Here is a 12,795-nt window from a genome sequence, read left to right on the forward strand (position 1 = left end):
AAGGTAAAGAAGGACCACAAGGGGAACCCGGACAGAAGGGAGAAAAGGGAGACCCCGGAGCACAGGGACCACAGGGCAACGAGGGACCGCAAGGTAAAGAAGGACCACAAGGGGAACCCGGACAGAAGGGAATACCTGGACAGAAAGGAGAAAAGGGAGACCCCGGAGCACAGGGGCCACAGGGCAACGAGGGGCCGCAAGGTAAAGAAGGACCGCAGGGAATACCCGGACAGAAGGGGGAACCGGGACAGAAAGGAGAAAAGGGAGACCCCGGAGCACAGGGGCCACAGGGCAACGAGGGGCCGCAAGGGAAAGAAGGACCGCAGGGAATACCCGGACAGAAGGGGGAACCGGGACAGAAAGGAGAAAAGGGAGACCCCGGAGCACAGGGGCCACAGGGCAAAGAGGGACCGCAAGGTAAAGAAGGACCGCAGGGAATACCCGGACAGAAGGGGGAACCGGGACAGAAAGGAGAAAAGGGAGACCCCGGAGCACAGGGGCCACAGGGCAACGAGGGACCGCAAGGTAAAGAAGGACCGCAGGGAATACCCGGACAGAAGGGGGAACCGGGACAGAAAGGAGAAAAGGGAGATCCCGGAGCACAGGGGCCACAGGGCAACGAGGGACCGCAAGGTAAAGAAGGACCACAAGGGGAACCCGGACAGAAGGGAATACCTGGACAGAAAGGAGAAAAGGGAGACCCCGGAGCACAGGGACTACAGGGCAACGAGGGGCCGCAAGGTAAAGAAGGACCACAGGGAATACCCGGACAGAAGGGGGAACCGGGACAGAAAGGAGAAAAAGGTGACCCAGGTGATCCAGCTTCGGATAATCAAAATCTATCAGAGGTGTTATCTGAAGGAAATAGCGCCGGCAATAACAAAATTATCAATGTGGGAACTCCCACGAATGATCAAGATGCCGCAACCAAGGCTTATGTGGATAATTTACCAAGAGTTTACGTCGGTACCTTCCGAATAACGGCTGCCGGAAATGTTACCATTACAGGTATACCTTTTAAACCCTCATCCATTACGTTTACGGCTTATGCCAATATTGAAGACTTTAATATAGATAGGGACAATGGCACAAGAAACAATGATAGGGGCATAGCAAATGCTTATGGAAGCATGAAAGGTTTTGCCAGAGATGATAGTGGCACGGTTACAGAACAGGTCATTTATAATGGAGGGAGTGGAAATTCAATTAATGACATATCACGATATGCTTCAAGTTCACATTCCATAGGGCTTCGGTATTCCAACCAGAACGGTGACAAATTAGGACTTACCACGGCCACGGTAACCAGTTTTAACACCAATGGATTTACCTTGAATACGGATAATTTTGCTGATGGAATTGTTGTAATATTCGAAGCATATAGATAAGATTATGAGAATTTTACCGAAAATAACGAATATAACCAGCTTGTTTCTATTCCCTATTTTGGTCTGGGGGCAGGATGCCGTTCATAATTTTGGAAATATCCAAATACACGACACCGGTCTGGTAGGGTTTCATATGGATATTATAAATAACGGTGCCTTCGATCAAAATAAAGGTTTGGTAGGTTTTTATAGTGAAGACAAGGCTTTAACGGTTTCAGGAAGTTCCAATCCGGTATTTTATGATACAGAAATAGCGGTAGATCATAATTTATATGTAGATAATACCATTGGTGTTTTGAACAATACCAGTTTCATATCCGGTAATATTATTACTGCAAGGGTCGCATCCCAAATAAACATCAATTTCCTAAATGAATCCTTTTATATTGGAGAGGGCAATGAAACTCTGGTAGATGGTTATGCATCAGTAAGCAACAAAGGGGAGTTTACATTTCCAATTGGTCAGGAAAATAGATGGAGACCCTTAAAGATCAATTCCAATGAAAATAATGATTATGCCAAGTGTGCCTATTTCTATGAGGATCCAAATACCCCCAGTATTTTTGGCATATCGTTCAATACGGACAAAACTGCAACGGACCTTCTTTCTGTGAGCAACTACGAATTTTGGCATTTGGAAAGCGAAAAACCTTCTACAGTCACACTTTCTTGGGATGAATTGAGTTATGCAAGCCTTTTGGCGGAATTTGTCACAGATTTAAAAGTAGTCGGTTGGAGCGTTTCTGAAAGAAAATGGGTGAGTTTAGGGAATACCAATGTTGAAGGAAATTTAGATAAGGGTACCGTAACCTCGGAAGAATTTATCCCTAGCGACTATGCTATATTGACCCTTGGGGGCAATAGCGATATACTCGAGACTTTGGATAATATTGAGTTGGGTAATTATTATATGACGCCCAATGGAGACGGTATTAATGATGTTCTCGTCATAAAGGGGCTCGAAAATTCCCCGAACAATTCGCTCCAGATATTCAATAGATACGGGGTAATGGTGTATTCCAAACAAAATTACGATAACAATTTTAACGGTATTTCCAATGTTACCGGTGCAGTCTCTAGGAATACCGGACTGGCATCTGGAGTATATTTTTATATCATAACCTTAAATGATCTTAAACAAAAACACCAAGGTTACCTATATCTTACCACCTATCAAGAGAATTGATGGTGCCGTTGGCATATGATATAATTGTTCCCGATACCGATAGGCCAGAAATATTTGCTTAATTTTAGTACGATAAAAGAGTATAGTTCAGCGTATCCGTTATATCTCTTTTTACTATATGGGCTAAATATTATGCGAAGAAGAACTTTCATCAAAAAAAGTGGAGCTACAGGAATTGTTCTTGCGGCCATACCTATGGAACTTATTGGACAAGAAGTTGAATATTCCGTTATGGAACTAATGGGCAAAACGGACATCGATCTGTATGGAAAAGATATCAATCTTAGAAAAGAAGCGCATGATGCTTTTTTAGAAATGAAAAGAGCGGCCTATAATGACGGTATTGACATTAAGATCGTATCCAGCTATCGAAATTTTCTAAGGCAAGAAGCTATATTTGAAAGGAAGTTCCTAAAATATACCGAAGAGGATGGGATGGAAGCATTGGCCGCTATAGACAAGATTATAGAATATTCTACCATTCCGGGTACGAGCAGGCATCATTGGGGTACGGATATCGATATTATAGATGGCCATAGAAAGACCCAAGGCGATGTATTGGTCACTGAAAAATTTGGAGCGGGCGGCCCTTTTGAGGATTTAAAACAATGGATGGGCGAAAATTCCAAAACCTATGATTATCATTTGGTTTATACCGATGATGCAAAACGCAGGGGATTTAAATACGAGCCCTGGCATTACAGTTATGCCCCAATTTCAAGACCAATGCTCGAGACTTTTAGAGGAAAGAACATTGTTCAATTGCTGCAGCGCGAAGAATTTATAGGTGCGGAACATTTTACCATAGGCTTTTTAAAAACCTATATTCAAGACAATATTCTTGGAATTAACAAAGTGCTTCTTTAACCGTTTTCGTATATTACGGTAATTAAGGAACACGAACATATACCATGAGAAGAGGGAGTTGGAAAATCCGAATATTCATAGGTTTGGCAATAATAATATTTGCCTTTATCCAAAAATGTAACAACAAAGAAGAAAATCCATATACCGGAAGGACACAGCATATCAACATGTCCGCCGAGCAGGAAATTGCCATTGGTCTGCAAAGTGTTCCTGAAATGACCCAACAGCATGGAGGGCTTTATCCAGATGAACGGCTCCAGGCTTATGTGGATGCCGTGGGAAACAAGCTGGTAAATTCCGGCTACGCCAGGGAAACTCCTTATAAATTTGATTTTCACCTTTTAGCGGATGACCGTACCATAAATGCTTTTGCCTTGCCGGGAGGCCAATGTTTTATTACCTATGCCCTATTTTCAAAATTGAACGAATCTCAATTAGCAGGGGTTCTCGGCCATGAGATTGGCCATGTTATCGGGAGACATTCCGCCGAGCGTATAGCAGAAAGCAGTTTTTGGCAGACCCTGACCATGGGAGCCACTGTAGGTGCCGACATGGGAAATATAGTAGGCAGCATAGGTCAAAACACATTACTTAAGAATGGACGTGGAGACGAACTGGAAAGTGATGAATTGGGCGTGGAGTTTATGATCCGCGCAAATTATGACCCCTATGAGATGATCAAGGTGATGGAAATCCTAAAGGCCGCAGCAGGTCCCAACCGTGTACCCGAATTCCAAAGCACCCATCCAGATCCCGAAAACCGCATAGAAAAAATAAAAGAGGCCATTAAAAAATACGAAAACAAAAGTTGAACGTTAATTTCTGCCAATGAACGTTAAAAGCCCGGACATCACCTTTGCATTTTCGTATATTTGAATATCCCAAATTAGTATTACCACATTAAATTTGACCCTTATAGCTTTGAGATTAAATCTTTTAAGCAAAACTATAATGGGAACACTATCACACTTTAGAACGCTTTATTCAGAAGCGTTTGACAACTGTAAGCCAGAAATTCTGGTCGTGCTTTTAAAAGTATATTCCGTTTTTTGTGCACTGATGTTAGTTATGGCGGTATACGCCTTTATGTATAGGGCATTAAGCGGTTTTGAATTTTAACGTAGCTACTCTTTTACCTGAACACTATAAGAGTTGAATTCTCAAAATTGAAAAACCCGCTATCAGAAAGATAGCGGGTTTTGTTTCTTGATTGATGATGGTCGTTTAACTACCTAGCGCAACTTCCAGCACGGCAAGAGCATCGGTAGCATTGGATAATTCTGCATATTTTTTAACTGAAAAACCCTGATTGCTTTTAATTTTCAGGTTGGCTCCATTATCGATAAGAACCTTCAATACTTCCGCCTTATTATAACGGGCGGCGAACATGGCCGGGGTCATACCCAAGGATTTTTTGTTTACGTCCTCACCCAGTTCTATCATACGTTTTACCATATCGACATCACCTTGCATAACTGCTTTGCAAAATGAGCTAAGTTCAACGGAAGTTGTGTTTTTTACGATAAAATCAGGATTTAAGATCGTTTCATTGGCCATGAGGCCGTTACCCAAGAACATTACTGCCAAGGACAAGGTTAGGATTGTTTTTTTCATGATGAATGCATTTAATTGATGAATAAGTTTTGATTATATAAATATAGACTCCATTTATTCCGTTTTGTTTCACTATTAACACTTAAATAACTAAATTTTAACAAATTTCCACCGCATTCAACGCTAAAAAAAATCAAAATCCTTTAATCGCTACATAAGATCCCAATAGATATAACCAACTCTTCCCCTTCCGTAATCCTGCTTCCTGCCTACCGGTAGGCAGGTGCAACTCAAAAATACCGGCAACCGTACACAAAACCACTAATTTTCGTTACATCCCAAAAAGTTTAAATGAGTTCAATAGTTAAACTTGATAGAACATCTTATTTTTGAACCTTAAATTTCACTGGAAAAATGAATAAAAAAGTAATCTTGATGATCTTGGATGGTTGGGGCAAATCTACCGACCCTAAAGTATCTGCCGTAGATAAGGCCAAAACTCCATTTATAGATGGTCTGTATAAAAAATATGCCCATGCCGATCTGTTGACCGATGGCATGAACGTTGGGCTTCCCAAAGGTCAAATGGGCAACAGTGAAGTTGGTCATATGAATTTAGGTGCGGGCAGGATTGTCTATCAAGATTTGGCAAAAATAAATCTTGCCGTTGAAAATAACGCTATAAAGGATGAAACAGTATTAAAAAATGCTTTCTCCTATGCGAAAAATAATAATAAGCCAGTGCATTTCCTGGGCTTGGTAAGTGATGGTGGAGTCCATAGCCATATCGATCACATAAAGGGATTGGTAAAAGCCAGTGAGGCATATCATCTGGAAAATGTTTTTATTCATGCCTTCACCGATGGACGGGACGTTGATCCCAAAAGTGGAAAAGGCCTGTTAGGGGACCTGAATCTATTTTTAAAAGATAAAAAAGCAAGACTTGCTTCTGTAATCGGCAGATATTATGCCATGGATCGGGACAAACGATGGGAACGGGTCAAATTAGCCTACGACCTTGTAGTTAATTCCGTTGGGGAGAAATCCACGGACATTGCCCAAAGTCTACAACAAAGTTATGACGATGGCGTGACCGATGAATTTATAAAACCTCTGGTCATGACCAATGATAGTGACGAGCCGTTAACAAAAATTCAAGAAGGGGATGTAGTCGTCTTTTTTAATTTTAGAACGGATAGGGGTAGAGAATTGACACAAATGTTAAACCAACAGGATTTTCCGGAGCAGAACACGAAAAAACTGGACCTGTATTATGTGACCCTTACCAATTATGATGATTCATTTAAAGGAATAAAAGTAATTTATGATAAGGCGAACATTAAGGATACATTGGGAGAAACATTGGCAAATGCCAGTAAAAAGCAAATTCGTATCGCCGAAACCGAAAAATACCCGCATGTCACTTTCTTTTTTAATGGTGGCAGGGAAATTCCTTTTGATGGGGAGGAGCGTATTTTGTGTCCTTCTCCAAAGGTGGCCACATACGATCTAAAACCGGAAATGAGTGCCTATGAAATTCGTGATGCGATTATCCCCGAACTTGAAAAAGGAACGACCGATTTTGTATGTCTAAATTTTGCCAACCCGGATATGGTGGGCCATACGGGTGACATGAACGCAGCCATTAAAGCCTGTGAAACTGTTGATACGTGTGCAAACGATGTTATTACCGCCGGATTAAAAAGCGGATACACAACTTTGGTCATTGCCGACCATGGCAACTGCGAAACGATGGTAAATCCTGACGGAAGCCCAAATACGGCCCACACTACGAACCCCGTTCCATTAATATTGGTAGATTCTGAACTAAATCAAATAAATGACGGTGTATTGGGTGATATAGCTCCCACCATCTTAAAGCTCATTGGTGTTCCGCAACCGGAATTAATGACCCAAAAATCCTTGATTTAATAGGGCCTTCAAATTAAATTACCTTTGCATCATGGTAAAAATAAAATCATCGGAAGAAATAGAACTCATGCGCGAAAGCGCTTTGATCGTTTCAAAAACATTGGGGATGTTGGCAGCGGAAATCAAACCGGGCGTACATGCGCTGTATTTGGACAAATTGGCCGAAGAGTTCATTAGGGACCATGGTGCGGAACCTGGTTTTTTAGGAATGTATGGTTTTCCAAACACCCTTAACATGAGTCCCAACGCACAGGTGGTCCATGGAATCCCAAACTCGGACCCCTTAAAAGATGGCGATATTATTTCCGTTGACTGCGGTTCGATAAAAAATGGTTACTACGGAGATCATGCCTATACTTTTGAAGTTGGAGAGGTAAATGAAGAAATTAAAAAACTACTAAAGGTCACCAAAGAATCCCTGTATATGGGCATACGTGAATTTAGAACGGGAAATAGGGTCGGGGATGTTGGATATGCCATACAAAATTACTGTGAAAGTCATGGTTACGGCGTAGTCCGTGAGCTGGTAGGCCATGGATTGGGAAAAAAACTGCATGAAAGTCCGGAAATGCCCAATTATGGAAAGCGGGGTAGAGGAAAGAAGTTTGTGGAAGGTATGACGGTCGCCATAGAACCCATGATCAATATGGGTACCAAAAACATTAAACAGCTAAAAGATGGGTGGACCATTCTTACGGCAGACGGCAAACCCAGTGCCCATTTTGAACATGATGTGGCCATTGTGAACGGCAAACCGGAATTACTGTCCACGTTTAAATACATTTATGATGCTTTGGGCATACAAAGTGATGAGGAGGAGGAATTTAGAGGTAAAAAACTTCAAGATTAGATTTGTCAGCACCTTCATCCAAATAAAATGAAACGGTTCTTTAAATTTTTCTTGAATCTTCTACCTAGGCCATTGCTCATAAAACTGAGTTATTTAGTTCGTCCTTTATTGACATTATATTACAAGGGCGATACCTATACGGATCCCATAGATGGTAAAAAGTTTAGAAGCTTTCTGCCCTATGGTTATGAAAGCCCCAGAGAAAATGTGCTCTCGCCCTCTACCCTATCTTTGGAACGTCATAGACTTTTATGGTTGTACCTAAAAGCAGAAACAAATTTGTTTACGGCACCGCTCAAAGTATTGCATTTTGCCCCGGAGCAAGCTTTTTACAAAAGGTTTAAAAAACTCCCGAATCTAGAATATGTAACTACAGACCTGAATTCGCCATTGGCCGATGTTAAAGCCGATATTTGCAACCTTCCCTTTATGGACAATTCCTTTGATGTTATTCTTTGCAATCATGTATTGGAACATATTCCCGATGATGTCAAAGCAATACAAGAGCTATACCGTATATTAAAAAAAGGGGGGTGGGGCATATTTCAAATACCTCAGGATTTGAATCGTGAAAAAACCTATGAAGATGATTCCATCACGGACAAATGGGAAAGGGCAAAAATATTTGGTCAATATGACCATGTACGGATCTACGGTCGTGATTATTTCGACCAATTGAGAAGTGTTGGTTTTTCGGTATCGGAAATCGATTATACGACCCAACTTTCTACTCAGGAAATTGATAGATACAGATTGGCAAAGGGAGAGATTATACCCTTGGCAAAAAAATAATCTCTTGAAATATTGGTATGGATTTAATTGGCAGAAAAAATAGAACGGTTTAATCAACGACCAATTTAGCAAACCCTTTGGTCAGGAACTCCTGTGTTTTTCCTTTTTCGTCCAAATAAACGATATAGGCTTCCAAATCGGGACGCATTGATATGACCTTGAACGCCTTGTCCAGATCCATAGCCATAAAGGCCGTAGCAAAGGCATCGGCCGTTGCGCAATCATCGGCCAAAATGGTAACTCCTAACGTATAGGAGTCCTTTGTATATCCGGTCTTTGGATTTATGGTATGAACGTATTTTTTACCCGTACTTTGATCTATCCTAAATTTCCTATAGTTTCCGGAGGAAGCCAATGCCCTGTCCTCAAGATTGATCAGTACTTTTAAGGATCTTTCTTCCCCTGCTTCCGGATCGTCTATACCCACCATCCAAGGTTTATTTTTTATCAGATTTTTTCCTTTCGCTACCAATTCCCCTCCTACCTCTACAAGATAGTTTCCAATACCTTTATCATTGAGCATTACGGCTATCCGGTCTATGGCATATCCTTTGGCAACAGCGTTAAAATCAAAATAGATATTAGGACTTTTCTTTGCGACCCTATCTTCCATGGATAACGAAACCTTGTCAAAACCAACATAGTTTAAAAGGCTATCCACCGTTACACTGTCCATTTGTATTTGTTTCCCCGGCCCAAAGCCCCAGGCATTTACCAAAGTTCCGACCGTGGGATCAAAATAACCGTTTGTTTGTGCATGGATTTTTTTTGAAAGCTTAAAAACTTCCTTAAACATCTTATCTACCCGTACGGTACTATCTCCCCTATTTATTTTGGAAATATCGGAGTTGGGAATGTAGGTGGACAGCGAGCTATTTACGGCCATAAAAACAGAATCTATTTCAACGTCAAGATTTAAAGTCCCATTAGCTAAATAAATAATAGTGAACGTGGTTCCCAGAGCTTCTCCCGTGGACTGGTTTCGTATAAGTTCATTATTGGATCCACAAGACCCCATCAAAAAAATTAATCCGACAACTATGATACTTCTCATGCTAAATTTCAATTAGTCCGTCATAATCAACGACATATGCCTCATTGAGGTAAACAGGTAGTTTTACATCTTCCGCATTGGCCAATCCTACCCCGGCAAAATAGGTCTTGGCCTCAAATTTTAACGCATGCGTTTTCATTTTTTCCATTAATTTTTCATCATATACCTTTGGGTCTTCTGGATAGGTTACGGTACGTACCATGATAAAGTGAAGTTTTTTTTCTTTCAAACAAACGAATTGAGGGTTTTTTTTCAATTCACTATTGACCCCCATGAATTCATAACCCTCGGCCTCTAACTGTTTCCCTACGATATTCATGGCCAGATTATGAAGTTCCTGTGCTGTTAAAGCTCGCATCTAACTTGTTTTATTAAAAAACCGATATGCCCAAACATATCGGTTTAATCATTTTATATATGAACAAATAGAGACTTATCCTCCAAAATCATCAAAACGGATATGCTCATCGGGAATACCAAAATCCTCTCCCATTTTTTGTACCGCCTTGTTCATTAATGGTGGCCCACAGAAATACAGCTCAATATCCTCCGGCGCTTCATGATGATTTAGGTAGTTGTCTATTACACAATTGTGGATAAAACCGACAAAACCGTCCCCAGGTGCATCTATATTCTCTTTGACCTTCCAGTTATCCTCTTCCATGGGCTCAGAAAGTGCCAAATAGAATTTGAAGTTCGGGAAATCTTTTTCCAATTGGTAGAAATGATCCAAATAGAACAATTCCCGTTTGGAGCGCCCCCCGTACCAATAGGTTACTTTTCTATTGGTCTTCAATGTTTTAAATAAATGGTATAAATGTGAACGCATTGGGGCCATACCGGCACCTCCGCCAACATACAACATTTCGGATTCGGATTCATTGATAAAGAATTCCCCGTATGGCCCCGAAATGGTAACATCATCACCTGGTTTTAATCCAAAAATATAAGAGGAAGCGACCCCGGGATTAACATCCATCCACCCATTTTTGGAACGATCCCATGGCGGGGTGGCAATACGCACATTCAACATAATCTCTCTACCTTCTGCCGGAAAAGAAGCCATGGAATAGGCTCTTTCTACCGTCTCGGGATTCTTCATGACCAAAGGCCATAGATTGAATTTGTCCCATTCCGCCTGGAATTTATCCGGAGTCTCATGCTCTTCGGGGTGTGCCGTAATATCCATATCGGCGAACTTTACTTCGCACTTAGGAATCTCGATTTGTATATATCCACCTGCCTTGTATCCCATGTCCTCCGGTATCTCAACTACAAATTCCTTTATAAAGGATGCGACATTATAGTTACGTACCACTTTGGCAGGCCACTTTTTAATACCAAAAACTTCTTCGGGAATGGTAATTTCCATATCCTGTTTTACCTTAACCTGACAGGCCAAACGAGCACCGTGATTCAATTCTTTTTTAGAGAAATGTGGCGTTTCCGTAGGTAGGGCCTCTCCCCCACCGGAAAGTACATGACATTCACATTGGATACATGTGCCACCACCACCACAGGCCGAAGGCAAAAACACCTTCTGATTTCCTAAAGTGGTCAACAAAGAGCTTCCCGAAGCTACTTCTACCTTTTTCTCACCATTAATCGTAATGGTAACCGGTCCGGAAGGTGATAGTTTTTCCTTAGTAAACAATAGCAACGCCACCAATACCATTAAAAGTATTAGAAAGGCGACTACGGTAATCAATATTGTCCCACCTGTACTTGCAGCTAAAATCATCCTTATTTGTTTACGTCATTATAAGAAATCTCTTTTTCATCGATTTCCTTTTTAATTTCCCCTACCTCGGTATTTGGCAGGATTTCCTTTTCTTGTGTCTTTTGAACAGTAGTCTCTTCCAAAGGTGCCGGTGCCTCGTCACCACCCGTTAACATACCGCCAAAACTTTGGAAACCTATTCCCATTAATCCGGTGATAATAAAAGTGATCCCCAAACCTCTTAACGGAGCGGGCACATTGGAGTATCTTATCTTTTCGCGGATGGCTGCAATGGCCAATATGGCCAAAAACCAACCGATACCGGAACTTACACCATAATTAAAGGCCAATCCCAAAGTTTCTATTTCCCTGGTCTGCATAAACAGGGAACCTCCCAATATTGCACAATTTACCGCAATCAAAGGCAGAAAGATACCCAATGAATTATACAATGACGGTGAAAATTTTTCTACCACGATCTCTACCAGTTGCACCATAGTAGCAATGGTAGCAATGAAAAGAATGAACGACAAAAAGCTCAGGTTATAATCCGCATATTCAGGCCCTAGCCATACCAAAGCCCCGTCTTGCAACAGGTATTTGTCCAACAACCAATTTAACGGTACGGTCACCGCCAATACAAAAATAACGGCAGCTCCCAAACCTACGGCCGTGGCTACCTTTTTGGAAACCGCCAAATAAGAACACATTCCCAGGAACACGGCAAATACCATGTTATCTATAAAAATCGATTTAAAAAATAATTCCAAATGCTCTAACATAATCTCTTTTTAAAATGTCTTGTTAGTTTTCTTCTACCAAAGCCGGGTTTCTGGATCGTTGGACCCAAATAATAATTCCGACCACGATCAACGCCGCCGGTGGAATGATCATAAAACCATTATTCTCATAACCTGTCGCATAAAGTCCTGTCTTTGCTATAGGGTCTCCCAAAACAGGGATTCCGAATAAGGTACCGGAACCTAGCAACTCTCTAAAGAAACCGACAATAATCAGAATAATACCATATCCCAAAGAGTTACCAATACCATCCAAGAAAGACTTCCAAGGGCCATTGGCCAGGGCAAAAGCTTCAAAACGCCCCATAATAATACAGTTGGTGATTATTAAACCTACAAAAGCCCCCAATGTTTTACTCAGTTCATAAGCAAAGGCCTTTAGCACCTGGTCTACAATAATAACCAAAGTGGCCACTACTATTAACTGTACAATAATCCTGATTTTGGACGGAATGATATTTCTCATCAAGGAGATCACCACATTACCCACCCCTAATACGAACATTACCGAAATGGCCATTACGACCGACGCTTCCAGTTCTGCGGTAATAGCCAATGCCGAGCAAATACCCAGTACTTGGATGGTAATGGGGTTATTGTCCGCTAATGGGTCTAAAATTAAACCCGCATCTTTTTTTGTCAATAGTCCCAT

The 12,795-nt window shown here is 41.3% G+C and carries 13 protein-coding genes and 1 pseudogene; 8 read left to right on the forward strand and 6 right to left on the reverse strand.

Going from position 1 to position 12,795, the window contains the following annotated elements:
* The 5 genes and pseudogenes from ACKWB9_RS06600 to ACKWB9_RS06620 form a co-directional block, all read left to right on the forward strand.
* Window positions 1–1,388, forward strand: a pseudogene (locus ACKWB9_RS06600) (hypothetical protein); the annotation flags it as partial.
* Window positions 1,389–1,392: 4 nt separating this feature from the next.
* Window positions 1,393–2,574 (forward strand): gliding motility-associated C-terminal domain-containing protein, encoded by a 1,182-nt coding sequence (locus tag ACKWB9_RS06605; protein WP_414002218.1) that lies wholly within the window; start codon window positions 1,393–1,395, stop codon window positions 2,572–2,574.
* A gap of 132 nt (window positions 2,575–2,706) precedes the next feature.
* Window positions 2,707–3,441 (forward strand): M15 family metallopeptidase, encoded by a 735-nt coding sequence (locus ACKWB9_RS06610; RefSeq protein WP_414002219.1) that lies wholly within the window; start codon window positions 2,707–2,709, stop codon window positions 3,439–3,441.
* Between the two features lie 44 nt (window positions 3,442–3,485).
* Complete coding sequence (locus ACKWB9_RS06615) at window positions 3,486–4,253, forward strand: M48 family metalloprotease (protein ID WP_414002220.1); 768 nt, start codon at window positions 3,486–3,488, stop codon at window positions 4,251–4,253.
* Window positions 4,254–4,392: 139 nt separating this feature from the next.
* The gene (locus tag ACKWB9_RS06620) at window positions 4,393–4,560 is read left to right on the forward strand and encodes a DUF6747 family protein (protein WP_414002221.1); all 168 of its coding nucleotides are present in this window, start codon (window positions 4,393–4,395) and stop codon (window positions 4,558–4,560) included.
* 105 nt (window positions 4,561–4,665) lie between these two features.
* Here ACKWB9_RS06620 and ACKWB9_RS06625 read toward each other — a convergent pair whose 3' ends face one another.
* Window positions 4,666–5,055: an ankyrin repeat domain-containing protein gene (locus ACKWB9_RS06625; protein ID WP_414002222.1), complete on the reverse strand. Its 390-nt coding sequence runs from the start codon at window positions 5,053–5,055 to the stop codon at window positions 4,666–4,668.
* 354 nt (window positions 5,056–5,409) lie between these two features.
* Here ACKWB9_RS06625 and gpmI point away from each other — a divergent pair, with 354 nt between their 5' ends.
* Genes gpmI through ACKWB9_RS06640 form a run of 3 tightly spaced genes read left to right on the forward strand, consistent with a single transcriptional unit; the run spans window position 5,410 to window position 8,569 of the window.
* Complete coding sequence (gene gpmI, locus ACKWB9_RS06630; RefSeq protein ID WP_414002223.1) at window positions 5,410–6,927, forward strand: 2,3-bisphosphoglycerate-independent phosphoglycerate mutase; 1,518 nt, start codon at window positions 5,410–5,412, stop codon at window positions 6,925–6,927.
* A gap of 31 nt (window positions 6,928–6,958) precedes the next feature.
* Complete coding sequence (map, locus tag ACKWB9_RS06635) at window positions 6,959–7,777, forward strand: type I methionyl aminopeptidase (RefSeq protein WP_414002224.1); 819 nt, start codon at window positions 6,959–6,961, stop codon at window positions 7,775–7,777.
* 27 nt (window positions 7,778–7,804) lie between these two features.
* Complete coding sequence (locus tag ACKWB9_RS06640) at window positions 7,805–8,569, forward strand: class I SAM-dependent methyltransferase (protein WP_414002225.1); 765 nt, start codon at window positions 7,805–7,807, stop codon at window positions 8,567–8,569.
* A 49-nt stretch (window positions 8,570–8,618) separates the two neighbouring features.
* Here the strand turns inward: ACKWB9_RS06640 and ACKWB9_RS06645 are convergent, their stop codons facing one another.
* From ACKWB9_RS06645 to ACKWB9_RS06665, 5 genes are all read right to left on the reverse strand, one after another.
* Complete coding sequence (locus ACKWB9_RS06645) at window positions 8,619–9,623, reverse strand: FAD:protein FMN transferase (RefSeq protein WP_414002226.1); 1,005 nt, start codon at window positions 9,621–9,623, stop codon at window positions 8,619–8,621.
* Between the two features lies 1 nt (window position 9,624).
* Complete coding sequence (locus ACKWB9_RS06650; protein WP_414002227.1) at window positions 9,625–9,981, reverse strand: Na(+)-translocating NADH-quinone reductase subunit F; 357 nt, start codon at window positions 9,979–9,981, stop codon at window positions 9,625–9,627.
* Window positions 9,982–10,056: 75 nt separating this feature from the next.
* Window positions 10,057–11,364: an NADH:ubiquinone reductase (Na(+)-transporting) subunit F gene (gene nqrF, locus ACKWB9_RS06655; RefSeq protein WP_414002228.1), complete on the reverse strand. Its 1,308-nt coding sequence runs from the start codon at window positions 11,362–11,364 to the stop codon at window positions 10,057–10,059.
* Window positions 11,365–11,366: 2 nt separating this feature from the next.
* Entirely contained in the window at window positions 11,367–12,125 is a 759-nt protein-coding gene (gene nqrE, locus ACKWB9_RS06660) for an NADH:ubiquinone reductase (Na(+)-transporting) subunit E (RefSeq protein ID WP_414002229.1), read from the reverse strand.
* Window positions 12,126–12,147: 22 nt separating this feature from the next.
* A complete protein-coding gene (locus ACKWB9_RS06665) occupies window positions 12,148–12,795 on the reverse strand; it encodes an NADH:ubiquinone reductase (Na(+)-transporting) subunit D (RefSeq protein ID WP_414002230.1) in 648 nt (215 codons plus the stop codon).

The sequence above is a fragment of the Maribacter spongiae genome, assembly GCF_047345125.1.
Taxonomy (GTDB): Bacteria; Bacteroidota; Bacteroidia; order Flavobacteriales; family Flavobacteriaceae; genus Maribacter.

Excerpts from the sequence above, each read along its gene's own strand:
- ACKWB9_RS06605 (WP_414002218.1), top strand. The coding sequence starts at position 1,393 with ATGAGAATTTTACCGAAAATAACGAATATAACCAGCTTGTTTCTATTC.
- ACKWB9_RS06610 (WP_414002219.1), top strand. The coding sequence starts at position 2,707 with ATGCGAAGAAGAACTTTCATCAAAAAAAGTGGAGCTACAGGAATTGTT.
- ACKWB9_RS06615 (WP_414002220.1), top strand. The coding sequence starts at position 3,486 with ATGAGAAGAGGGAGTTGGAAAATCCGAATATTCATAGGTTTGGCAATA.
- ACKWB9_RS06620 (WP_414002221.1), top strand. The coding sequence starts at position 4,393 with ATGGGAACACTATCACACTTTAGAACGCTTTATTCAGAAGCGTTTGAC.
- ACKWB9_RS06625 (WP_414002222.1), bottom strand. The coding sequence starts at position 5,055 with ATGAAAAAAACAATCCTAACCTTGTCCTTGGCAGTAATGTTCTTGGGT.
- gpmI (WP_414002223.1), top strand. The coding sequence starts at position 5,410 with ATGAATAAAAAAGTAATCTTGATGATCTTGGATGGTTGGGGCAAATCT.
- map (WP_414002224.1), top strand. The coding sequence starts at position 6,959 with ATGGTAAAAATAAAATCATCGGAAGAAATAGAACTCATGCGCGAAAGC.
- ACKWB9_RS06640 (WP_414002225.1), top strand. The coding sequence starts at position 7,805 with ATGAAACGGTTCTTTAAATTTTTCTTGAATCTTCTACCTAGGCCATTG.
- ACKWB9_RS06645 (WP_414002226.1), bottom strand. The coding sequence starts at position 9,623 with ATGAGAAGTATCATAGTTGTCGGATTAATTTTTTTGATGGGGTCTTGT.
- ACKWB9_RS06650 (WP_414002227.1), bottom strand. The coding sequence starts at position 9,981 with ATGCGAGCTTTAACAGCACAGGAACTTCATAATCTGGCCATGAATATC.
- nqrF (WP_414002228.1), bottom strand. The coding sequence starts at position 11,364 with ATGATTTTAGCTGCAAGTACAGGTGGGACAATATTGATTACCGTAGTC.
- nqrE (WP_414002229.1), bottom strand. The coding sequence starts at position 12,125 with ATGTTAGAGCATTTGGAATTATTTTTTAAATCGATTTTTATAGATAAC.
- ACKWB9_RS06665 (WP_414002230.1), bottom strand. The coding sequence starts at position 12,795 with ATGGGACTATTGACAAAAAAAGATGCGGGTTTAATTTTAGACCCATTA.